Source organism: Sphingomonas tagetis, from assembly GCF_024211275.1.
GTDB lineage: Bacteria > Pseudomonadota > Alphaproteobacteria > Sphingomonadales > Sphingomonadaceae > Sphingomonas > Sphingomonas tagetis.
This window is the reverse complement of sequence record NZ_JAMLDX010000014.1, coordinates 74,556-94,288: the sequence shown is the minus strand read 5'-3', so window position 1 is coordinate 94,288 and position 19,733 is coordinate 74,556. Positions and strand designations below refer to the sequence as shown.

General features: G+C 65.1%; 30 protein-coding genes and 1 tRNA gene. 15 read left to right on the top strand and 16 right to left on the bottom strand.

Features of this window, described 5'->3' with window-relative positions:
• Positions 1–13: 13 nt before the first annotated feature.
• From M9978_RS16730 to M9978_RS16700, 7 genes are all read left to right on the top strand, one after another.
• Positions 14–958: a DnaJ C-terminal domain-containing protein gene (locus M9978_RS16730; protein WP_254295180.1), complete on the top strand. Its 945-nt coding sequence runs from the start codon at positions 14–16 to the stop codon at positions 956–958.
• A 5-nt stretch (positions 959–963) separates the two neighbouring features.
• Entirely contained in the window at positions 964–1,914 is a 951-nt protein-coding gene (locus M9978_RS16725) for a YihY/virulence factor BrkB family protein (protein WP_254295179.1), read from the top strand.
• A gap of 1 nt (position 1,915) precedes the next feature.
• Positions 1,916–2,719 carry an enoyl-ACP reductase FabI gene (gene fabI, locus M9978_RS16720; protein WP_367305111.1) on the top strand — a complete coding sequence of 268 codons (804 nt, stop codon included), beginning with the start codon at positions 1,916–1,918 and terminating at the stop codon, positions 2,717–2,719.
• Positions 2,719–3,138, top strand: a complete 420-nt coding sequence (locus M9978_RS16715) for a hypothetical protein (RefSeq protein ID WP_254295178.1) — start codon at positions 2,719–2,721, stop codon at positions 3,136–3,138. The genes fabI and M9978_RS16715 overlap by 1 nt, the downstream gene beginning before the upstream one ends.
• Positions 3,135–3,662: a GNAT family N-acetyltransferase gene (locus tag M9978_RS16710; protein WP_254295177.1), complete on the top strand. Its 528-nt coding sequence runs from the start codon at positions 3,135–3,137 to the stop codon at positions 3,660–3,662. Before M9978_RS16715 ends, M9978_RS16710 begins: the two co-directional genes overlap by 4 nt.
• Positions 3,659–4,726: a chorismate synthase gene (gene aroC / locus M9978_RS16705; RefSeq protein WP_254295176.1), complete on the top strand. Its 1,068-nt coding sequence runs from the start codon at positions 3,659–3,661 to the stop codon at positions 4,724–4,726. Before M9978_RS16710 ends, aroC begins: the two co-directional genes overlap by 4 nt.
• A gap of 130 nt (positions 4,727–4,856) precedes the next feature.
• Entirely contained in the window at positions 4,857–5,084 is a 228-nt protein-coding gene (locus M9978_RS16700; RefSeq protein WP_254295175.1) for a hypothetical protein, read from the top strand.
• 105 nt (positions 5,085–5,189) lie between these two features.
• Here the strand turns inward: M9978_RS16700 and M9978_RS16695 are convergent, their stop codons facing one another.
• Positions 5,190–6,479, bottom strand: a complete 1,290-nt coding sequence (locus M9978_RS16695; protein WP_254295174.1) for an adenylosuccinate synthase — start codon at positions 6,477–6,479, stop codon at positions 5,190–5,192.
• 178 nt (positions 6,480–6,657) lie between these two features.
• Here M9978_RS16695 and M9978_RS16690 point away from each other — a divergent pair.
• A tRNA-Gly gene (locus M9978_RS16690) sits at positions 6,658–6,731 on the top strand.
• A 129-nt stretch (positions 6,732–6,860) separates the two neighbouring features.
• Complete coding sequence (locus M9978_RS16685) at positions 6,861–7,052, top strand: hypothetical protein (RefSeq protein WP_254295172.1); 192 nt, start codon at positions 6,861–6,863, stop codon at positions 7,050–7,052.
• Positions 7,053–7,164: 112 nt separating this feature from the next.
• Here M9978_RS16685 and M9978_RS16680 read toward each other — a convergent pair whose 3' ends face one another.
• From M9978_RS16680 to M9978_RS16610, 15 genes are all read right to left on the bottom strand, one after another.
• Positions 7,165–7,365: a helix-turn-helix transcriptional regulator gene (locus M9978_RS16680; RefSeq protein WP_254295170.1), complete on the bottom strand. Its 201-nt coding sequence runs from the start codon at positions 7,363–7,365 to the stop codon at positions 7,165–7,167.
• Positions 7,362–7,619 (bottom strand): hypothetical protein, encoded by a 258-nt coding sequence (locus M9978_RS16675; protein WP_254295168.1) that lies wholly within the window; start codon positions 7,617–7,619, stop codon positions 7,362–7,364. The genes M9978_RS16680 and M9978_RS16675 overlap by 4 nt, the downstream gene beginning before the upstream one ends.
• A complete protein-coding gene (locus tag M9978_RS16670) occupies positions 7,616–7,810 on the bottom strand; it encodes a hypothetical protein (protein WP_254295166.1) in 195 nt (64 codons plus the stop codon). Before M9978_RS16670 ends, M9978_RS16675 begins: the two co-directional genes overlap by 4 nt.
• Complete coding sequence (locus M9978_RS16665; RefSeq protein ID WP_254295164.1) at positions 7,807–8,037, bottom strand: hypothetical protein; 231 nt, start codon at positions 8,035–8,037, stop codon at positions 7,807–7,809. The genes M9978_RS16670 and M9978_RS16665 overlap by 4 nt, the downstream gene beginning before the upstream one ends.
• Positions 8,030–8,227, bottom strand: coding sequence for a hypothetical protein (locus tag M9978_RS16660; protein ID WP_254295161.1), 198 nt, complete (start codon positions 8,225–8,227; stop codon positions 8,030–8,032). The genes M9978_RS16665 and M9978_RS16660 overlap by 8 nt, the downstream gene beginning before the upstream one ends.
• Positions 8,224–8,553, bottom strand: coding sequence for a hypothetical protein (locus M9978_RS16655; protein ID WP_254295160.1), 330 nt, complete (start codon positions 8,551–8,553; stop codon positions 8,224–8,226). Before M9978_RS16655 ends, M9978_RS16660 begins: the two co-directional genes overlap by 4 nt.
• Entirely contained in the window at positions 8,550–8,801 is a 252-nt protein-coding gene (locus tag M9978_RS16650) for a hypothetical protein (protein WP_254295158.1), read from the bottom strand. The genes M9978_RS16655 and M9978_RS16650 overlap by 4 nt, the downstream gene beginning before the upstream one ends.
• A gap of 226 nt (positions 8,802–9,027) precedes the next feature.
• Positions 9,028–10,290, bottom strand: a complete 1,263-nt coding sequence (locus M9978_RS16645; RefSeq protein WP_254295157.1) for a DUF6551 family protein — start codon at positions 10,288–10,290, stop codon at positions 9,028–9,030.
• Complete coding sequence (locus M9978_RS16640) at positions 10,287–10,520, bottom strand: hypothetical protein (protein ID WP_254295156.1); 234 nt, start codon at positions 10,518–10,520, stop codon at positions 10,287–10,289. Before M9978_RS16640 ends, M9978_RS16645 begins: the two co-directional genes overlap by 4 nt.
• Positions 10,517–11,503 carry a hypothetical protein gene (locus M9978_RS16635; protein WP_254295155.1) on the bottom strand — a complete coding sequence of 329 codons (987 nt, stop codon included), beginning with the start codon at positions 11,501–11,503 and terminating at the stop codon, positions 10,517–10,519. Before M9978_RS16635 ends, M9978_RS16640 begins: the two co-directional genes overlap by 4 nt.
• Positions 11,500–12,003: a hypothetical protein gene (locus M9978_RS16630; protein ID WP_254295154.1), complete on the bottom strand. Its 504-nt coding sequence runs from the start codon at positions 12,001–12,003 to the stop codon at positions 11,500–11,502. The genes M9978_RS16635 and M9978_RS16630 overlap by 4 nt, the downstream gene beginning before the upstream one ends.
• Complete coding sequence (locus tag M9978_RS16625; protein WP_254295152.1) at positions 12,000–12,656, bottom strand: hypothetical protein; 657 nt, start codon at positions 12,654–12,656, stop codon at positions 12,000–12,002. Before M9978_RS16625 ends, M9978_RS16630 begins: the two co-directional genes overlap by 4 nt.
• Complete coding sequence (locus M9978_RS16620) at positions 12,653–13,171, bottom strand: hypothetical protein (RefSeq protein WP_254295150.1); 519 nt, start codon at positions 13,169–13,171, stop codon at positions 12,653–12,655. The genes M9978_RS16625 and M9978_RS16620 overlap by 4 nt, the downstream gene beginning before the upstream one ends.
• Positions 13,168–13,425, bottom strand: coding sequence for a hypothetical protein (locus tag M9978_RS16615; RefSeq protein ID WP_254295147.1), 258 nt, complete (start codon positions 13,423–13,425; stop codon positions 13,168–13,170). The genes M9978_RS16620 and M9978_RS16615 overlap by 4 nt, the downstream gene beginning before the upstream one ends.
• Before the next feature lie 219 nt (positions 13,426–13,644).
• The gene (locus M9978_RS16610) at positions 13,645–14,340 is read right to left on the bottom strand and encodes a S24 family peptidase (RefSeq protein WP_254295145.1); all 696 of its coding nucleotides are present in this window, start codon (positions 14,338–14,340) and stop codon (positions 13,645–13,647) included.
• Positions 14,341–14,422: 82 nt separating this feature from the next.
• On the opposite strand from M9978_RS16610, the gene M9978_RS16605 reads away from it, so the two are divergent.
• From M9978_RS16605 to M9978_RS16580, 6 genes are read left to right on the top strand one after another with little or no spacing between them, the layout of a single operon-like run.
• Entirely contained in the window at positions 14,423–14,635 is a 213-nt protein-coding gene (locus tag M9978_RS16605; protein WP_254295143.1) for a hypothetical protein, read from the top strand.
• 4 nt (positions 14,636–14,639) lie between these two features.
• Complete coding sequence (locus M9978_RS16600; protein ID WP_302054061.1) at positions 14,640–15,647, top strand: CHC2 zinc finger domain-containing protein; 1,008 nt, start codon at positions 14,640–14,642, stop codon at positions 15,645–15,647.
• Entirely contained in the window at positions 15,640–17,172 is a 1,533-nt protein-coding gene (locus tag M9978_RS16595; protein WP_254295141.1) for a YfjI family protein, read from the top strand. Before M9978_RS16600 ends, M9978_RS16595 begins: the two co-directional genes overlap by 8 nt.
• Positions 17,169–17,972, top strand: a complete 804-nt coding sequence (locus M9978_RS16590) for a hypothetical protein (protein WP_254295139.1) — start codon at positions 17,169–17,171, stop codon at positions 17,970–17,972. Before M9978_RS16595 ends, M9978_RS16590 begins: the two co-directional genes overlap by 4 nt.
• Positions 17,969–19,039 (top strand): shikimate kinase, encoded by a 1,071-nt coding sequence (locus M9978_RS16585; protein WP_254295137.1) that lies wholly within the window; start codon positions 17,969–17,971, stop codon positions 19,037–19,039. The genes M9978_RS16590 and M9978_RS16585 overlap by 4 nt, the downstream gene beginning before the upstream one ends.
• Complete coding sequence (locus M9978_RS16580) at positions 19,036–19,608, top strand: hypothetical protein (RefSeq protein ID WP_254295135.1); 573 nt, start codon at positions 19,036–19,038, stop codon at positions 19,606–19,608. Before M9978_RS16585 ends, M9978_RS16580 begins: the two co-directional genes overlap by 4 nt.
• Positions 19,609–19,733: the final 125 nt, after the last annotated feature.

Here is a 19,733-nt window from a genome sequence, read left to right as displayed (position 1 = left end):
AACGGGGAAGAACGTGGCTGATCCTTACACGACGCTAGGCGTGTCGCGCGGCGCGAGCGAGGACGAGGTCAAGAAGGCGTACCGCAAGCTCGCCAAGGAGCTGCACCCCGACCGCAACCAGGACAATCCCAAGGCCGCCGAGCGCTTCGGCACGGTGACGCAGGCCTATGACCTGCTGATGGACAAGGACAAGCGCGCGCGTTTCGACCGCGGCGAGATCGATGCCGAGGGCAATCCGACGTCGCCGTTCGGCGGCGGGTTCGGCGGCGCGCGCGGCGGGCCGCAAGGCGGGTTCCGGCCGGGCGGCGGCGGGTTCGATTTCGGCGGCGGCGAGTCCGATCTGGGCGATATCTTCGAAGGCCTGTTTGGAGGCCGCGCCGGCGGCATGGGCGGACAGCCGGGCGGCTTTTCCAGCGGTTTCGGGCGGCGCCCGCCGCCGGCCAGGGGCGCCAATGTCGCCTATCGCCTGCGCGTGCCGTTCGAGGATGCGGCGGCGCTCAAGCCGCAGCGCATCCAGCTGCGCGACGGCGCGACGATCGACCTGAAGCTGCCCAAGGGCGTCGAGACCGGCACGCAGATGCGACTGTCAGGCAAGGGCGACGCGGGGCCGGGCGGCAATGGCGACGCGATCGTGACGATCGAGGTGGAGCCGCACCGCTTCTACGCGCGCGATGGCGACAACATCCGGCTCGACCTGCCGGTAACGCTCAAGGAAGCGGTCGAGGGTGCGGCGGTGCGCGTACCGACGCCCGAAGGCGCGGTGAGCCTCAAGGTGCCGGCTGGATCGAGCTCGGGCAAGACGCTGCGGCTCAAGGAACGCGGCTTTCACGGCAAGGGCGGCCGCGGCGACCTGCTGGTGACGCTGATGATCGAGATTCCGGCGGGCGACACGAAGCTCGCCGAGTTCGTAAGTGGTTGGGAGGACAACGGGAACCCACGGGCGCGGCTGGGCGTCTGACGCGGGTGAACGAAACCGAATCCATCCCCGCAATCTCCCCGGAATCGCCGGAGGCGCGGCGGCACGGGTTCCACAAACGGCTGACCGACCTCGGCGTCACCGAGCGCGCGATCGAGGTCGCCAAGCGCGTGCTGCTCGGCGCCTATAATGAGGGGTTCACCCATGCCGGGAACCTCGCCTATCTCAGCCTCGTCACCTTGTTTCCGTTCTTCATCGTGGCGACCGCCATCGCGCGGTTGGTCGGGCGCACCGGCGATGGCTTGCAGGCGGTTGCAGCGTTCCTGCGCACGGTGCCGCCGGAGGTGGCGGAGTTGCTGCGTCCGGCGATCCTCGAAGTGCTGGAGGCGCGCTCGGGCTCGCTGCTGTGGCTCGGCGCGATCGTCGGGCTGTGGACCACCTCGGGCTTCATCGAGACGGTTCGCGCGATCCTGCGTCAGGCCTATGGCGTGCAGTCGGGCACGCCGTTCTGGCGACTCAAGCTCGGCGCGATCGGCATGGTGATCGCATCGGTGGTGCTGGCGATGATGGCATTCAGCTTTCAGGTCGTGCTGATCGGTGCGGAGCAGTTCATCTGGCGTGTGATCCCGTTCGCATCGGATGCGCAGCGGATCATCTCGGTGACCAAGGTCGCACCCGCGATCGCGCTGTTCGGCGCGCTCTACATCCTGTTCTACACGTTGACGCCCAAGCGCTACCGCATGGCCAAATGCCCGAAATGGCCGGGGCCGGTGTTCGTGACCCTGTGGTGGATGGCGTGCACCGCGGCGCTGCCATGGGTGATCGGATCGTTCGGCGGCTATGGCCTCACCTATGGCAGTCTGGCCGGGGTGATGGTGGCGCTGATCTTCTTCTTTCTGATCGGTTTCGGGGTGGTGATCGGCGCCGAACTCAACGCGGCTCTGGCGGAAGTGCCTTCTTCCAGTCTAGAGGAGCCGGGGAAGGAACCGGAGGGTTAATGTGACCGGATTGATGCAGGGCAAGCGCGGGCTGATCATGGGGCTGGCCAACGACCGCTCGCTCGCCTGGGGGATTGCCAAGAAGCTGCGCGAGCATGGCGCCGAACTGGCGTTCAGCTATCAGGGCGAGGCGCTGGAGCGGCGCGTGCGGCCGCTGGCGGAGGAACTGGGCAGCGATTTCCTGATCGACTGCGACGTCAGCGACATGGCGGCGCTCGATACCGCGTTCGCGACGCTTGGGGCGCGCTGGCCGACGATCGACTTCGTGGTCCATGCGATCGGCTTTTCCGACAAGAACGAACTGCGCGGCGGCTATGTCGACACCAGCCTCGACAATTTCCTGATGACGATGAACATCAGCGTCTATTCGTTCGTCGCGGTGTGCAAGCGCGCCGCGGCGATGATGCCCGACGGCGGCTCGCTGCTGACGCTGAGCTATTATGGCGCGGAGAAGGTGATCCCGCACTATAACGTCATGGGCGTGGCCAAGGCGGCGCTGGAGACGAGCGTGCAGTATCTCGCGGTCGATCTGGGTGGGCAGAAGATCCGCGTCAACGCGATCAGCGCCGGACCGATCAAGACGCTGGCGGCGAGCGGGATCGGCGACTTCCGCCTGATCCTCAAGTGGAACGAGCTCAACTCGCCGCTCAAGCGCAACGTCACGATCGAGGATGTCGGCGGCGCGGGGCTGTATTTCCTGTCCGACCTGTCGAGCGGCACCACCGGCGAGACGCACCATGTCGACGCCGGCTATCACGTCATCGGCATGAAGGCCGAGGACGCGCCGGATATCGCGCTGGTTTGATGATCGGACTGGCCTTTCTCCTGATGTTGCAGGCGGCGTCTCCCGCTACGCAGGATTTGCCGCGTTCTCACCGCGAAGGTGCCGGCCCCTCTACAATGTGCGGAATTACCGCGGCAGACGCGAAGGGATTGCGTGCCATGGTGGAGGCGGACTCCCGGTTCATCGTTGGTGACGGCGGGTCACGGTTCGAGCTGTTCGCGACGCCCGATCAGATGATCCAATGGACGTTTGCCAAACCGGGTGAGGCGGCATTTCCGTCGGCCTCGTGTCGTGAAGTGATGCGAACTGCGGATGGCTCGCTTTCTATGAAACGTGATCTCAGGTGCGATGCCGACCGGGTGGCATGCGATAAGCTGGCTTTGGAGTATGGCGACCTTGATGCCCGCTTGACCCGTGCTCTGCAGGGCAAAACCGAGTGACCATCGCGATCCGCCCGGCGACCGGCGGCGACGTGGCGGCGATCGATGCGTTGCTGCGGCGGAGCTTTCCGGCCGCCGACGAGGCATTGCTCGTGCAGCGGCTGTGCGTCGACGGCGACATGGTGCTGACCTTGGTGGCGGACGACGAGGAGACCGGCGAGCTGGCTGGGATGGTCGCGTTCAGCCGGATAAGCATCGAGGCGGGCGGCAACGCGATCCCGGGCGTCGCGCTGGCGCCGGTGGCCGTCGGGCCAAGCTATCGCCGGCAGGGCGTGGCAGAGGCGCTGGTACAAGCCGGGCTCGACCATCTCGGCGATGCTGGCGCGGCGGTGTGCTTCGTGCTGGGCGAGCCGTCTTATTACGGGCGGTTCGGGTTTTCCGCGGAACATGCCGACGGTTTCGAGTCGCCTTATGCGGGCGAATATTTCATGGCGGTGCCATTGCAGGGCGGCAAGCTGGCGTGCGGGGCGCGGGGCAGGGCCGAACATGCGGCGGCGTTCGCGATGCTGGGGCAGGAAGTTTGAGCTACAACACCTTCGGACGCGTGTTCCGCTTCACCACCTGGGGAGAGAGCCACGGGCCGGCGATCGGCGCGGTCGTCGACGGGTGCCCGCCGGGGCTGGCGCTCTCGGAAACCGAGGTGCAGCCCTTCCTCGACAAGCGCCGTCCGGGCCAGTCGCGCTTCACCACGCAGCGGCAGGAGCCGGACCAGGTCCGCATCCTTTCGGGCGTATTCGACGGCAAGACGACCGGCACGCCGATCAGCCTGATGATCGAGAATGTCGACCAGCGTTCGAAGGACTATTCGGAGGTCGCCAACGCCTATCGGCCCGGCCATGCCGACTATGCCTATGACGCGAAGTACGGCTTTCGCGACTATCGCGGCGGCGGCCGCTCGTCGGCGCGCGAGACGGCGAGCCGGGTCGCGGCGGGGGCGGTCGCGCGGCTAGTGATCCCGGAGGTGCGGATCCGCGCCTGGGTCGAGCAGATCGGCCACTCCCCGATCCTCTATTCGCGCTTCGACGAAACCGAGATCGACAACAACGCCTTCTTCTCGCCCGACGCGACCGCGGCTACGGAGTGGGAGCGGCTGGTCGATGCCGCGCGCAAGGACGGCTCGTCGCTGGGCGCGGTCGTGGTGTGCGAGGCCTATGGCGTGCCCGCCGGCTGGGGCGCCCCGCTTTATGCCAAGCTCGACAGCGAGCTGGCCGCGGCGATGATGAGCATCAATGCCGTGAAGGGCGTCGAGATCGGCGACGGCTTCGCTGCCGCGCTGGCGACCGGCGAGGGCAATGCCGATCCGATGCGGCCGGGCGAAGATGGCCCCGAGTTTCTGGCCAACCATGCCGGCGGGATCGCGGGCGGCATCTCGACCGGCCAGCCGGTGCGGGTGCGTGTCGCGTTCAAGCCGACCAGCTCGATCCTGACCCCGGTCGAGACGATCGGGCGCGACGGCGAAGCGACCGAGATTCGCACCAAGGGGCGGCACGACCCGTGCGTCGGCATCCGCGGTGTGCCGGTGGTCGAGGCGATGATGGCGCTCGTGCTGGCCGATCAGAAGCTCCTGCACCGCGCGCAGATCGGCTGAAATCGCCCGGTCCCTGAATCGGCTCGTTTCGGGGGCGAGCCGTATCGGGCACCGGATGGAGCGAGGCCCGGTTCCGAGACTTTTGCGCCGCTTTGCCGTTACTCCGGTGCCACGTAACCAGGAGTAGCTTATGCGAACCAAGACGCTGTTCAGTCTTCTCGTCCTGTGCGGTTCGACCGCCGCGCTCGCCAACCTGCCGGCGGCGCAGGATTCGCCATTGCAGAATCAGCTGACGAATGAGGGCGTGCCGGCACCGGACACCACCGCGCCCGAGACGCAGTCGAACCGGACCGATGTCGAGCCCAGCGCCGATCCCACCGACAACGGCACCGAGGCGCCGCCCAACGCGACCTGGTGAACCGAGTTTCGTCGTTCCGGACGTGGCCCCTGATCCCCCCGCCACGTCCGGGGCGGCGAATGCCGAAGCCGGCCCCGCGTCACGCAGACGCGGGGCCGTTTGCAATCAGTCCGCGAACGGATCGCGGACCAGAATTGTGTCCTCGCGCTCGGGGCTGGTGGAGACCAGCGCGACCGGGCAACCGATCAGCTCCTCGATGCGGCGGATATATTTGATCGCCTGACCCGGCAGCTGCGCCCAGCTGCGCGCACCGGCGGTCGACTCCGTCCAGCCGTCGAATTCCTCATAGATCGCTTCGGCGCGCGCCTGATCCTGCGGGGCGGGGGGCAGATAGTCGTAATGCTTGTCGCCGACCTTGTAGCCGGTGCAGATACGCAGCTTCTCGATCCCGTCGAGGATGTCGAGCTTGGTCAGGGCGATGCCGGTGATGCCGCTGACCGCGACCGACTGTCGCACCAGCACCGCGTCGAACCAGCCGCAGCGGCGCTTGCGCCCGGTGACGACGCCGAACTCATGCCCCTTGGTGCCGAGCAGTTCGCCGATCTCGTTATCCTGTTCGGTCGGGAACGGACCCGAGCCGACGCGCGTGGTATAGGCCTTGACGATGCCGAGCACGAAGCCGACCGAGCCCGGGCCGAGGCCGGAGCCCGAGGCGGCGGAGCCGCTCACCGTGTTGGACGAGGTGACGAACGGATAGGTGCCGTGATCGACGTCGAGCAGCACGCCCTGCGCGCCCTCGAACAGGATGCGGCGGCCGCGTTCCTTGGCGTCCTTGAGCGTCAGCCACACCGGCGCCGCATAGGGCAGCACCGAACCGGCGATCTCGCGCAGGTCGTCGAGCAGCTTGGCGCGGTCGATCGGCGGCTGGCCAAAGCCCGCGCGCAACGCGTCGTGATGGGCGCAGACACGGTCGAGCTGCGCGTCGAGATCGTCGAGATGGGCGAGGTCGCACACCCGAATCGCACGGCGGCCGACCTTGTCCTCATAGGCCGGACCGATGCCGCGGCGCGTGGTGCCGATCTTGCCCGCGCCCGACGCATCCTCGCGCAGCGCGTCGAGGTCGCGGTGGAAGGGCAGGATCAGCGGCGCGGTCTCGGCGACCTGCAGATTCTGCGGCGTGATCTCGACGCCCTGCGCGCGCAGCCGCTCGATCTCGTCGCGGAAGTGCCAGGGGTCGAACACCACGCCATTGCCGATCGCCGACAGGGTGCCGCGGACGAGGCCCGAGGGCAGTAGCGAGAGCTTGTACACCTTCTCGCCGACGACGAGCGTGTGCCCCGCATTATGGCCGCCCTGGAAGCGCACGACGAGATCGGCGCGGCTGGCGAGCCAGTCGACGATCTTGCCCTTGCCCTCGTCGCCCCATTGGGCGCCGATCACTGCGACATTTGCCATGGATACACGTCTCCGCCTGCCGGGCGAACCAGGGCCGCCCTTCGACAGGACTCGGCGGCCGGGCTTTTCAGAAATGCCGGGCGCGTTTGGCCGGGTGGGCGCGCCGCGTCAAGGGGGAGTGGGCCGATGCCGTGGTTGACCCGCTTCGCCCCCTGTGGCAACTCGCCCGTCCCGGAGCGCGGGTATAGCACAATGGTAGTGCAGCAGCCTTCCAAGCTGAATACGCGGGTTCGATTCCCGCTACCCGCTCCACCGGTCCCCTCGCCCGCAACATTGACCTCTTCGCAATTGCCTTCACCGGCATATGCGGCATAACTTTGGTTAATAGATGCGAATCGGAGAGGGTGCTGCGAGTCCGGAGGATTGCGCATGCCTGGGTCGTTGACGCTGATTTTGATCCTTGCCGCGGCGGTGGCCGTGGCCGGCTGGGTTTATGTCCGCCACCGCGCGCAGGCAAAGCTCGTGCGGCGGCGGCTGCGGCACGAGCGCAACATCGCCTACCAACGCGAATGGGACGGCCAGATGCGGCAGTCGCTTGCCGCCGATGCGACGGATAGCAAGCGCGGGGATTGAGGCTGGGCCTGGCCGCCGCGCTGGGCGGGGGGTGGTGGAAGGGACTTCCATCACGTTCCCACACCTAATTCAGGAGCTTTCGGGCTACGATACCCCCAAAGCTACCCCCAAATTATTTTTCGGGCGATTGCTGCTCCGTTTCTGGACACTGCTCGATCCACTCCCGGATATCACTTTCGCGCCACGCTACAACACCGCCGCCGAGGTTGCGTGCGCGCGGGAACGTGCCGCCCGACATCCGCTCGTAAATCGTCGAGCGGCTCAGCGGTACGAGGGTCAGCACCTCCTTGAGGCGGATCAAACGGTCAGTCATGCGGCCCTCCGGGGCATCTTGGCGATAGCAGCGAGCAGGTGTTCGCTGGCGTGATACTGTGAGGAATGGATGGTGCTGCGGACGCTGCAGTCCGCAGACCGCTTGACGTTCTCCTCGGTCCAAGCCTCGCCGTGGAGCAGCGGGTCCATGAGGATATTATCGCCGCAGATCGTCATGTTCTCGTCCCCGTAGAGCTTGAGCAGCTTCGTCACGTCGGCGAGTGCAGCGCGATAGCCGCGTTCGAACCTGGTCACTCGTCCCACTCCAACCAGACATGGATCGGCCAAGTGAACAGGAACACGATATCGGCGTAGAGGCCGCGGCTCTCCGTCTGCGTGACGAAATAGGCGCCGACGGTCAGCCAAGCGCACGCGATCAGCTGGCCGACCACGTCGCCATAGAACGCGAGGGCGGCGATTACAGATACGATAATCGGCGCTATCATGACGGACGACCAGCCGGAGGCATGAATCGTTCTTCGATGGTTTCGGCGGCGAGTTCGGCGAGGTCTCGCATCATTTTCGCCGCCAGCTTCGGCGGCATGGTCGTCACAAGTATCGCCGATGCCGCCTGGATCAGGGTGAAGGGCGCCATTGGATCTCCGGTCACAAAATTTCCTGCAACCTCGCGCGCCGTGCTCTCGACCAGCGCGACCAATGCATCATCATTCATGGCGGTCTCCTGCCTGGCCGACGTGCGCGACCTCTTGTGCGATCACGAAGGCGTCGCGGGGCTGGAGTGTTGCTAGCCGATGCGCCTCGGCTTCGGCGGCCTCGAATGTCGGGTGCGCCCGGCGTGGCCGAGCGCGGTCTGCCTTATGGACGCGGAACGGTCCGGCGACTCTCGCCGTCTCAATGGTCATGCTGTTCTCCGCTGGCCCGCAAGACGGGCGGGATAGATTGGGGTCCAGACGATGGCGTTCCGGCCGCTGGCGTTGCGCCGGCGCTGGCCGCTGTCGCGGACCTTGCCGAGCCGTGAGAGTTCGGTGATGCGCGGGCGGATCGAAAGGATCGACAGGCCGAGCCGGCCGGCCACCTCATCGGCGGTGAGCCCGTTCGAGCGCTCCAGCACCGCCAGCGCCTTGGCGCGCAGCAGCGGCGCGGACTCGGCGGCTGCGGTCGCGGCGTCCCTCGACGTGTCGCGGTCCTGCGCACCGGGCTGGTGCGGATATGAGAATAGATCGCTCATTCCGGCACGTCCCACCGCGTGCTGCGCGGGCGCTGCTCAAAGCCATAAACGGTGACCACTACGGCGCCCTGCAGGACCAGCCGCGTCTTCCGGTTGATCTTCACATAGGTGCAGCCGAACTGGATGGCGGCTTCGATGATGCGGGCGTGCTGCTCGATCACGCCGATCGCCTGCACCGGCGTAAGGGACGGATTGACCCGCTCGCACCAGCGCTCGGCGGCGTGCAGCGATACGACGAAGCTGGTCATGCCGAAGCCTCGGTTTCGGGCGCATGCCAATGCCACAGCATCAGGGCGAGTTCGCGCTTGGTGGGCGCGCTTAACAACCATCCTCGAACTCCGACGGTCCAGAGGTTCGGCCCTTTGCTGAACGGTATCGGCTGGATGCGGTTGATCGCTGCTCGCACAATGCGACGCCGGCGATCTTCCGATCGCGCGTGACTCCGATGGGGAGGGTGAATGCGCGCGATCGATATCATGCCGCACCCGCTTCGCTGTAGGCGGTGACGAGGAAGTCGCGCAGGTGCCGGTTTCGATCGGTGCCGCCCTTGCACTCCCCAATCAGACTGGCCCATCCAGCCATGTCGAACGTGCGCACGGCCGCGAGCAGACGGGACTTGTCAGCGCCGAAGCTTTTATCAGCGAGGACGCTGGCAACCGCTGTGAAGACTGGGGAGCCGACGACGAGCCTCTGCCCGGCGAAGGCCTCGGACATAATCTCCAGCGCGCCGCGAGCGACATCGTCGCCGTACCGACGGCGGGCCTTCGCGATCGCACTGGTGAAGGCCACCTCGCCGGGCGCCCACGCGCCCGAACCTGTTTTCCGGCTCACCGTGAAGCCGACGCCCTCGATCATGGCGGTGATCGCCAGCACGTCCGCGTCGCCGCCGGCCTGCGCCGCATGGAAGTCGTCGAGCCGGTTTATGGCTCGGCGCGAACGGTTCATCGCCACGAACATCGCGGCTTCCTCGGCGACGCTGTCGAACACGAAGACGCAGCAGGGCAGATAGGGGATATCACCGCGCAGCTTGGTCGCCGCGAGCCGGTGCTGACCGTCAATCACATAGAAGCCGTCGGCGCGCTTCGACACGACCAGCGGCAAACACATCCGCCAATCCCATTCGTTCGCGATCTTGCTGATCAGCGCGCGGCTGGGGCCTGTGTCGATCGACCGCTGGTAGCTGTCGTCGATCTTCAACTCGCCCGGGTGGCGCATCTCGATCGATGGCGGCATGCCCTTCGGCGGCGCGAACTTGCGGCGGTTGGGGGTGGTGACCATCGCAAGCGATTCGCAGGGTTTTGCGGCGGATTTCTGCGGTTTTTGGGTGGTGCTGGCCCTAAACGATTCGCTCATCTGCACCGGCGGCTCGACCCCGCGCATCCGCAGCGAGATATCATCGGTATCGTCGGTCAAATCGGCGACATCGGCGACCGCCCGGCCATCAGCCGCGGTGCCCTTGGGCAGCAGGCCGTATGCTCCGCTTTCCTTCTCGTCCAGCTCGGCGAGGAAGGCGCGCATCTCCTCCGGGTGGCGGGTGTAGGCGACGCCCTTGCGTTCCACCACGATGTAGCCCTTGAGGACGCGCGCCTGCATCTGGCGATCGTCGATCATGGTCTTGAGCAGGAACGACCCGTTCGGATCAGGCCGGCCGACGGTGTGCGCCAGCAGCCAGCCCGGCCAGGTCGATTTCGGCTGGCCCTTGTTGAGCCACGAACGGACGCCGAGCGGTTCGGTCATGCCGCCGGCCTCGGCTCGTCGTCGCCACTCGCCGCGAGGTACAGCGCGCGCCATTCGTCCCATAGGCGCGCGACTTCCTGCGCGGCCTCCATGCGCGCTGCACGCTCGTGATCGATCGATAGCCGTTCGACCCGGTCGTACATGCGCTTGAAGCGGATGGCGGCAGCGTCGAATGCAGCCCAGGCGGCGTCTACCGGGTCATTGCTGGCGGCGAGGCGAATGCCGGTCATGCGCGCCTCCCGCCAATCGAATAGATTTTTTCGACGAAGCCGGCGCCGCGACCGTGGACCATCGTCTGATTGACCCATGTCACCCGGTCTGGACCAAGGCGGCGGATATGGCCTCGCCGTAAGTGGGCGCGCCGACTGGAGATGCTGCCGGTGCCGTCGCCAGTGCCGACAGCATTTCCGGCCAGCTCGAGCACATGGAACGGCTTAAGCGGCTCCTTGCCCTTCCTGACCCGCGCCCGGTTCAGGTTGGCCGGGGCTGGATGCTCGCTCGCTGATATATTTTTGCATGCAAGCGCCCAGCACAGGTCCATGTACGCGGCGGCCTCGTCCATCACGTCGGCCGCCAGCATGTCCATGGCCTGCGCGCCGCCCACGGTTGAGATCGCGGCGATGCACGTCTCGGGGGACATCGGAACGGCGGTTCCTGGCAGGGTGCGGCTCTCGGCAACGGCCTTTGTCATTCGCCCGGCCGCCATCATTTCGCGGCGGAAATTGCTGTCTCGCTGTTGAGCTATCCAGTCGCCATCATACTCGACATGCATCGCAACGGCGGTGGGCATCCACGCCCCCTCGCTGTCGTAGAATGGAATCGACGCGATGATCACGCCTGGGGGCAACGGACCTCCCATGATTCGTTCTGCGAATGGCGGAAGGTCGTCCTTGTGATCCCAGGCGAGCGAAATGCGCTTCGAGCACTTCGACATTGTGTAAACCGAGTCCCCCCACTCATGGCTTGCCGATGCATATTCGAGCGCAACGACGGGGAATGGCGGTCGCAGAACAAGGCCGGGCAACTCTGGGCGCGGCTTAGACCGATCCAGAAGTTGGCCCGAATCGAAAAGAACGAAGACCTGCGCCGACCTCAGCTTATCGACGAGATAGCGGAGCCCGATGGCGGTCATGGGCGCCGTGTGCTCGGCGACGGCGGCCATGGCGCTAAGATCAGCGATGGCTTTCGGCGTGTAGTTCAGGGGCTGGGTCATGCCTCAGCCCCCAATTTGCCCAGTCGGCGAATGTCGGCCTTGATCGCGGCCATGTAGTCGTCAGGGATCATACCGCCCTCAAAGCGGTCCTCGATCAGCGCCAGCTTATAAAGGATATCCGCATGGCGAGGCGCCGGCAGGTCGATCAGCTTGTCCATTGCGACGCACCAGACATCGGTCAGCTCGTCCACATTCGGAGCATCGTCGGGCGTCGCCTCGGAAATCGTCCGTGCGACGATGTAGGCGGCAATTGCCTCCAGCCATGCGGTCGCCGCCGTAGCAGGCGGCGCGGTGACCTGGCCGGCCTTCTCGATGGTCTCCCCGACCGATGAAACCTCACTGGCGAGCGTTTGAATAACGTCCGCGAAGTCGAGGACCAGGCCAGAGTTGCACTGCGGGCCTTCGTCCGAAACCAGCTTCAGTCCTTCGCAAAGCGAGCGGATGCGCGAGCCAACTTCGTAGAGCCGGATCGCTGCGGCATGGGTGTCGTCACGGGTCATGCTGCTGCCTCCAGAACTCGCCAGCCATTGTTGGTGGGCGTGCCGAGCATCCGCAGGGCGCGCTTGAGTTGAGGATCTGCGCGGTAGCGCTTGCGGACATCGATGAAGGTCATGGTAGCCACGCGGCACGCCTCGACTTCCTCGTCGGTGCCGTCGATCAAGGCGCGGGGTACGCCGCCGCCGATGAACACCCGGCCCGCCGGGGTGAGCAGGAGGCGACCGCCGGTCTGGATGAAGCTGCGCAGCGCTGCGGTCGTTTCCCGCGGATTGCGTGGCCGCCGATCCGAATAGCAGCCCCGCTCTTCAAGATAGTCGGCAAGCAGTTCCTGCCTTCCATCGATGCGGGCGAGGTCTTCGAACAGGAAGTGCATGTACCGCGAGCGGTGACGGATTTGAGGGTCACACGGCGTCCAGTGCATGAGGCCGCGGGTAGCGTCCCGATCATAGTCGAGCAGGACCTTGCAGCCGACGGTGTCGACCATGCGCAGCCACAGTGCGACATATCCAACCTCGTCGTCATCAAGCTCGCGTAAGACGTCGAGCATCTGCTCGATCGGCATGACGACGGCGATGTCGGGGCCTTGCCAATCGCGTCCGTTGAGAGGCTGGATCGGCTCGTCGGCGGTCGCGCAGTGAATAGGAAGGTCGCTCATTTCGCGCTCCCCTCGAATGCGGCCGGGTTGTAGATGCCCACCACCTTGCCGACGATCTTGTTGGTCAGCTGGATCTCGTCGAGCGGACCATCCGTGCAGATGAACACACCCGGCCGCGCATCGCGCAGAGGCCGCGTTTGCCACTTGTCCTCGCGACCGGGCATTGAACTGCGACTGGCGACGACGAGTTCGTACTGTACGTCGAGCAGGCTGGGACAATACCCCGCCCGACCGGCCCACCACATGTCCCAGGTCATCGCAGCGGTGGGGCGCTGATATTGGATGACGTAGACGCCGCCATCTTCGACGAGCGGCTCGTCCTGCGGCTTACCGCTCGTCCAAAGCTCGTCGTACACGGCGACTTCACCGGCACGGAACATCGTGGAGGAATATTTGACGGCAATGACGCCAAACCGCGGCGGGATGGCGGGAAAGATGCGAAATCCACCCTCTCGCTCGTCGCGCGCCGTGAGGATGCGCTTGGCGATAGCACCCTGCCCGGGAAGATGGCTCATGCCATTCCTCCCTGCGCCTGCGCAGCGCTGGCGAGATCATGGCTCGCCGGCACAAACTGGTCGCACCGCGAGCAGCGGACCGGCGAAACGGTTTCGGGGTAAAGCTCGTCGAAATACGGACGGGTCCGAACCCGCCATGCTCGGGCATAGGCGAGGCCATCTTCGACTTCCTGCTTCGTGCGACGCGTCCGCTGAAATTTGGACGCAACTTTCCCATCACGCACCGAGGGTGCGCGTTCTGCCACGGCGGCCATAAGCCTACCTCCTGCTCAAAGTGATGCAGGTCAGATCGGTGGAGGCTGGTCCCTATAGCCGGTGACCGAGCGCGCCTTTCCTAACCCTGCGGATCAGCTCTGCCAGGGCGTCGTGCGAGTCGTGCGCACCAGCTCGGCTGATGCGTTAACTATGGGGTGTGTCGTGGCACACTGTCAAGCGGCTAAGTGTTTTTTAGCACACCCGCGGAAATCTGGCATTCAGTGCCTCCGGAAGGACCCGACGATGCGGCCGACGATCGCGAGGTCATCCGTAGTGACCTCCACGTTCGGGACGTCCGGGTTGTCGCTGATCACAAGGATCTTCTCTTTCCCGACCACCTGCAGGCGCTTTACGGCGCCGACGCCGAACAGCGAAATTGCCCATATGCGGTCCTGCATGTTCAGCACGCGCTGCCCGAGATCGAGAATCAGTTCCTCGTTATCGTTGATGGTGCCCTGCATCGAATCGCCAATGCCGTTGACCACGCGTAGCAGGTTTGGACTGGAAGGGGTCAGACGTCGCAGAAATCCCAAGTCGAACACAACCGGCTCGCCTTCGATGTAGCTCTCATCAATGTTTGTGCCGTCGCCCATGGCGTAAGACAGGTCCATGCGCATGACGGGCACGCCCTCGCCGCCATCTGCGGTTAGGGTTGTCGGTTGATCGGAGTGCACAATCGAGCCCGATCCAGGCAGCAGCGACGCGAGCGGTATCCTCAGCTCTGCAGCGAGCTTCTCGATCGTGCCGAGCTTCACGTCCTGCGTTAATCCCCGGGTGATGTCGCGAACCACCGTCTCGCCGAGGCCAGCGGATTTAGCGAGGGACTTTGCGGTCACGTTGCGCTGGTTCATTGCCTGCGCAAGGCGCGTTCGCAGGGTGTCGAGTGCGTCGGATGCCATGCTGCGGTGTGCCATTTCACATCCTTTTGCGATAGGTGGTGATGTAAAACACTATATGCCTTGAAAATGTGTTACGGCACACGCTAGAGTGCGGTTAATGACTGACCCATTCCGAGACGAGGTCGAGGCTTTCCTCCGCCTCACGAGCATGAAGCCGACCCGCTTCAGCGCCCTGGCGACCCGCGACCGCCATTTTGTGCGAAAGTTGCGCCTCGGCCGTCGCGTCTTCGACGACACCAAAGATCGGGTGCGGCAGTTCATGCGCACTTTCGACCCGGTAACGGGCACCTCCTCCTCGGCCGGGAAGTGATCTGATGGTCGGAGGCGCAAGAGCGGCGGGGCGGCGCGCCCGCCAGCGGCTTGACGATGCCAGCTTTCGGCGGCTGGTCGACGACCTCAAAGCAGCGGTGCCGATGTCCGCGGTGGTGGGGCGCGGGGACAAGTTGATCCGCGCCGGACGGGAGTGGAAATGCTGCTGCCCATTCCACGTTGAGAAGTCGGCGAGCTTCTATGTGAACGACGCAAAAGGGTTCGCGCACTGCTTCGGCTGCGGCTGGCACGGCGACATCGTCCGGTTCGTAATGGATCGCCAAGGCTGCGATTTCCGTGAAGCCTATAATCGGCTGGCGAACGACGACCTGCCGACATGGGCGCCCGCCGAGCGGGCGAAGGCGATAGCGGAGCAACGGCTCGAGGATTTGGCGAAAGAGCAGGATGCTCGCCAATTCTACAAGGTGTCCGTGCCGATCGCGGGCACGCCGGGCGAGGTCTATCTGCGCGCGCGCGGCATCACGATCCAGCCCCCCGACGTTGTCCGGTTCGGCATGGTGCCGAGCTGGCGCGATCCCGAAAGCGGCGACTGGGGACGGAAGCGCCCTGCGATCATTTGCGGCGCGCAGGACGCGACTGGCGCCGTGGTCGGCATCCAGCGTATCTTCTTCGAGAAGGACGATCCTCGCCGCGGTCGCAAGGACTGCAAACTCAGCCTCGGCACGATTCGCGGGTCAGCCTTGCGCCTGGCTCCAGCCGGACCCTGCATCGTCATGGCAGAGGGGCCGGAAGACGGTCTGTCGATCATGCAAGAGGGGCCAGGACTCCCCGTATGGGTGCCGTTTGGCACAAGCATGATGCCGCAGGTGCAATATCCACCGCAGGTGAGGAAGGTCATCATCGCGGGGCAGAACAACACGCCCGGTCGCGTGGCTGCGAATAAGGCGGCAATCGCGCTGGCGGATCTCGGCCTTGAGGTGAGTTTCGTGTGGCCGTCATCACGGTTTGACGATTGGAACGACCAGCTGCGCGGGGTCGCCAACGATGGCTGACGGTTTCGCCCAGCAATTCGCCGACGCCGCTCCGGTCGCATCACAGCCGCTCGATCTGCGCGGCGCCACGGCCGACGCCGTCGAATACCCCATCGGCGCGCTCAGCCCAACCCTCCGCAATGCGATATTGGCGATTGAAGCAATCGCGCAGGTGCCAGTGTCGCTCGCGGCGCAGTCGGTCCTATCGGCGGCGTCTTTGGCGACGCAGGGCTTCGTCAACGTTGAGACAATCACCGAGCGCATCGTGCCGACGTCGCTGTTCTTCTTCACGATCGCCGCATCGGGTGATCGGAAGTCGACGTCCGACAATCTGGCTATCGCCCCGGTCAAAGAGCGCGAGGAACAGCTCGCCGTCAACTTCGAGCAGCGCAAGCACGAGTACGCCATCGACGACGCTGCCTTCAAGGCGGCGACGACGAAGGCGAAGAACGGATCGAACAAGAGCCGCGACGATATCCGAAATCAGCTTGAGGCTTGCGGCAAACCGCCGATTCCGCCTGTGCAGCCGCTGCTGACGGTGGATGAGCCGACGGGTCCCGGCATCCAGCGCCTATTCGCCGAAGCCATGCCGGCACTCGGCCTGTTCTCGGACGAGGGCGCGACGTTCCTCGGCGGCTGGTCGATGCAGGAAGAGAACCAAGCGGCAACGGGCGGCATGCTGTCGAAACTGTGGGACGGATCAGCGATCAAGCGCGTTCGGGCCGACAAGGAGAACGGCACGCAAATCCTCTATGGCCGTCGCCTGTGCGTGCACCTGATGGTGCAGCCGGACATCTCTACCAGGCTGCTCGGCAACCCCGCGGTGCGTAATCAGGGTCTGCTGAGCCGAATCCTTGTAGCCGCGCCGAAAAGCCTAAAAGGCACTCGGTTCTGGAAGGAGCCGAGCGACGATCATCGAAAGGATCTCGCCACCTATCAGGCCCGGCTCGGCCGATTGCTTGCGACCGAGTTCAGATATCGTGATGCGCAGACCCGCGCCCTCGACCTCTCGATCGTCAAACTGACATCCGGCGCCAAGGCCAAGCTGATTGCGTTCAGCGATCACTGTGAACGTCAGCTCGCGGCCGGCGGCATTTATGAGCAGATCGCGGACTTCGCGTCCAAGATGACCGAGAACGCAACCCGGCTGGCGGCGACGATCAGCTTTTTTGAGGGTCGGTTCAAACTGGTTGAAGAGGGGCTAAGCGAGCAGGCGGTCAGCGCCGGCATCGCGTTGATGGAGTTCTACGCAAGCGAGGCGGTGAGGCTGTACGGTACCTCGGCCCTTGATAATGACACGGCCAATGCCGCGACGTTGATCGAATGGATCAGGAAGCGCGGACTTGGCGCGGTGGGCCTTCGCTTCCTCAATCGCCGCGGTCCAACGCAGACCCGCGGCGCCGCCGCGCTCAAGCGCGCCATCGAAATTCTCGTCGAGCATAAGCATCTAACCGAGATTAAGGGCGGGGCGCACCTGTCGCTCGAAGGCGACGAAACGACGTTCTACGCGCAGGCCTATACCGTCATTCCGGTAGGCGGCGAATGATCGCCGATCTTTTCAGCGCCGGCTTTGCTTGGGATGATGTCGCGCCCGTTGCGACACCCGTTGCGACACGCCCCTGTGAATATGCAGGCACCCGCCCGGCGGCCGCGTCGCAGTCGGGTGCGACAGGTAATGCGACGGCGTCGGCTCAGGCTTTCTCAGGCGATTTCGGGTGGAACGATGATGATGTCGCAAATGTCGCAAATGTCGCAGAACCGGACGGCCAAGCGCGCGCTGTCGCAGTGTCGCAACCGAGTCACGCGACAGACGATGCGACACAAGAAATCGCGGTTTTCTGCGCTTCCGAGAGTGAGTTCCTTGGCAGTGTCGCACCTGTCGCAAGTGTCGCAAATTGGTCGTCTGCGATCGAGGCTATTCGCGGCACGACCGCGCCAGACGGTATCAGGGCGTCGGATTGGCGGCGGCTGATTGCCGACGCGAGAGCGCTGGTCACGAACTGGGGCGAAGATCTCGTCAAAGCCGGCTGGTCGACGGTGGACGTCTTTGGGGTTGAACTCGACCAACGCGCCCGGCGTCTCGACCGGGTGGGCCTGTGCCGCTTCCTCAAGGGCGCCAGCGTCGAAGCGATAGATGCCGACACCGCCCTGATCCGGGTGACCGCCGCCGATACTCACACATTTGACCGCCGCCTTCTCGCGGCGGGCGGGGTTCCATTCTGGGTCTGGGCAGGGGGCCGGTTAGATGGCCTGCCAGCGCGCCAGCCTGGGGAGGGGTATGGGGAGCGCGCTAACGCGCTACCCCATCCACCCCGCTCCCGTCAACAGGCAGAGGAAATCCGGTGAGCGATTTGAGTGAAGGGGCGGAGGAATTGACGGTGGAGACGAATGATCGGCGCCGAGCGCAGGAGCGCCTGGAACGCATTGCCGAGGCTCGGCGGATGTTGGCCAAGCGCTACGAGACAGATCCGGCCGCCGTTCAGCAGTTCAACCGTCGCATGGCGAAGCTGGCCGCGGCGGCGAAGCGCGAGCGTCAACGGGTTGATCACCTCGTCTTGGGCAAGCCGCGCCCGGCACCGGTCGAGCTGAAGCGCCCGGACGGCATGACGAAGGCGACGTGGAAGATCGAGCGGAAGCGATTGCTGGCGGAGGGTGCAAAGCTCGAGCCCGGAATCGAGGAAGCCGTGCAGCTGCGCGAAAAGTGGTCGCACAAGGCTGTCGGGACGCCCGAGACCTGGGAACAGGACGGCAAGCATACCGATGCGCTGATCCAGATGGAGAAGAACGGCACGATCACCAAAGAGCAGGTCGAACACGCCGCCCAGATCGCAAACGTGCATCGCAGCATCGAGTCCGATGTCGCGGTCAAGGTCGCCAGCCTGGAGGCCCGGGTCGACAGCTCGCGCCGCGGTGGTGCGGTCGCCGAGCGCATTCATCGCGTGCGTATGCATCACGCCTATACGATCTGGCGCCAGACGCTGCCCCTGCCGCGAGAATTGACGCTCGACATGATCGTCGGCGAGGAGGGTTACACCGTCGTGGCCCGGCGCTACCGCGTCCACAACCGAAAGGCCCGCCGCCTGCTTATCGTTGCGCTCGATCGCTGGCCGCTATGCGTCGCCAGCGCGTTTTCGGCCATCGATCAGGAGACGGTTGATGCGATGAACGAGGCGCGCCCACCTCGTGTCCTTCCGACATCCGAACCGCATGTTCGCCGCACGGCCGCCGACTATGAACTGGCTCGGGCGATGGAGGCGGGTCGTGACAAGACCGACGAGCCGTACCTGCTGCCCCCGATCGACCCCGTGTTCCTCGACGATCGCGGCTTGCTCAAGCCGTGGCATGATATCGCCGAAATCGTCCGCGAGCGGGCGTTCGGCGCTGAGAGCACCGGAGACGCAGAAAGTGCTTGAAGGTGGCCACGAAAATCGGCAAAAAGGCCCTGCCACAGCTATGCCTGAAGCGCTTCCCCCACATGATTGAGCCCCTCGCGGCTCCCGCGCCGATAGTCTTTCGCGACATCCCGCTGCTCGTCAAAATCGAGCAATGGATCGCGCAGGAACGCGGCGTGACATGGCGGCCGGAGTTCGAGGCTAAGGTCGACGAGGTCTCGGTCGCGCTGTTCGGGATCAAGCGCTACCCCAAGCCGCAGCAGGCGGATTTCGTCAGCGAGGGCTCCTTCCGCGTTGCTGAGCACGCATATGACGAATGGCAGGCCAGCCTCGCCATTCCGGCTGGCGCGCCTGAAGAATGGGACGATGTTGACTGGCTCGAGCATCTCGGCATCGACATCTGGGACGAGCACGACAACGAACTGAACTGCGCCGAATGGTTCGAGGATCAGGCCATCGCCGCAGCGCGCGGGCTGCGCGGGGCAAAGTTCACGCCCGACGGGTCAGGATCGTTGGCCGCACAAGATGCCGAGGCATGGGGCGCGGCGTTTGCTCGCGACGCCGCCAATTTCCGGCCGAAGCGTAGATAGTATCCCCTTGTCGGGCATGCCCCGGCAGATAGCGGCCACGGCTGGAATACCAGCCAGGCGCGTTGGTCTTCATCACCGCGTCCGCCTAAGTGCCCGTGTATCGTTCGGGCCGGCTACGCCGCTTC

What these genes read in the sequence shown, in the direction of transcription:
- M9978_RS16645 (WP_254295157.1), bottom strand. Translation starts at nt 10,290, where the DNA reads ATGACCGAACCGCTCGGCGTCCGTTCGTGGCTCAACAAGGGCCAGCCG.
- M9978_RS16605 (WP_254295143.1), top strand. Translation starts at nt 14,423, where the DNA reads ATGACTGACCCATTCCGAGACGAGGTCGAGGCTTTCCTCCGCCTCACG.
- M9978_RS16620 (WP_254295150.1), bottom strand. Translation starts at nt 13,171, where the DNA reads ATGAGCCATCTTCCCGGGCAGGGTGCTATCGCCAAGCGCATCCTCACG.
- M9978_RS16590 (WP_254295139.1), top strand. Translation starts at nt 17,169, where the DNA reads ATGATCGCCGATCTTTTCAGCGCCGGCTTTGCTTGGGATGATGTCGCG.
- M9978_RS16600 (WP_302054061.1), top strand. Translation starts at nt 14,640, where the DNA reads ATGGTCGGAGGCGCAAGAGCGGCGGGGCGGCGCGCCCGCCAGCGGCTT.
- M9978_RS16640 (WP_254295156.1), bottom strand. Translation starts at nt 10,520, where the DNA reads ATGACCGGCATTCGCCTCGCCGCCAGCAATGACCCGGTAGACGCCGCC.
- M9978_RS16625 (WP_254295152.1), bottom strand. Translation starts at nt 12,656, where the DNA reads ATGAGCGACCTTCCTATTCACTGCGCGACCGCCGACGAGCCGATCCAG.
- M9978_RS16650 (WP_254295158.1), bottom strand. Translation starts at nt 8,801, where the DNA reads ATGACCAGCTTCGTCGTATCGCTGCACGCCGCCGAGCGCTGGTGCGAG.
- M9978_RS16665 (WP_254295164.1), bottom strand. Translation starts at nt 8,037, where the DNA reads ATGAATGATGATGCATTGGTCGCGCTGGTCGAGAGCACGGCGCGCGAG.
- M9978_RS16715 (WP_254295178.1), top strand. Translation starts at nt 2,719, where the DNA reads ATGATCGGACTGGCCTTTCTCCTGATGTTGCAGGCGGCGTCTCCCGCT.
- M9978_RS16655 (WP_254295160.1), bottom strand. Translation starts at nt 8,553, where the DNA reads ATGAGCGATCTATTCTCATATCCGCACCAGCCCGGTGCGCAGGACCGC.
- M9978_RS16630 (WP_254295154.1), bottom strand. Translation starts at nt 12,003, where the DNA reads ATGACCCGTGACGACACCCATGCCGCAGCGATCCGGCTCTACGAAGTT.
- M9978_RS16670 (WP_254295166.1), bottom strand. Translation starts at nt 7,810, where the DNA reads ATGATAGCGCCGATTATCGTATCTGTAATCGCCGCCCTCGCGTTCTAT.
- M9978_RS16700 (WP_254295175.1), top strand. Translation starts at nt 4,857, where the DNA reads ATGCGAACCAAGACGCTGTTCAGTCTTCTCGTCCTGTGCGGTTCGACC.
- M9978_RS16615 (WP_254295147.1), bottom strand. Translation starts at nt 13,425, where the DNA reads ATGGCCGCCGTGGCAGAACGCGCACCCTCGGTGCGTGATGGGAAAGTT.
- M9978_RS16635 (WP_254295155.1), bottom strand. Translation starts at nt 11,503, where the DNA reads ATGACCCAGCCCCTGAACTACACGCCGAAAGCCATCGCTGATCTTAGC.
- M9978_RS16660 (WP_254295161.1), bottom strand. Translation starts at nt 8,227, where the DNA reads ATGACCATTGAGACGGCGAGAGTCGCCGGACCGTTCCGCGTCCATAAG.
- M9978_RS16610 (WP_254295145.1), bottom strand. Translation starts at nt 14,340, where the DNA reads ATGGCACACCGCAGCATGGCATCCGACGCACTCGACACCCTGCGAACG.
- M9978_RS16680 (WP_254295170.1), bottom strand. Translation starts at nt 7,365, where the DNA reads ATGACTGACCGTTTGATCCGCCTCAAGGAGGTGCTGACCCTCGTACCG.
- M9978_RS16695 (WP_254295174.1), bottom strand. Translation starts at nt 6,479, where the DNA reads ATGGCAAATGTCGCAGTGATCGGCGCCCAATGGGGCGACGAGGGCAAG.
- M9978_RS16595 (WP_254295141.1), top strand. Translation starts at nt 15,640, where the DNA reads ATGGCTGACGGTTTCGCCCAGCAATTCGCCGACGCCGCTCCGGTCGCA.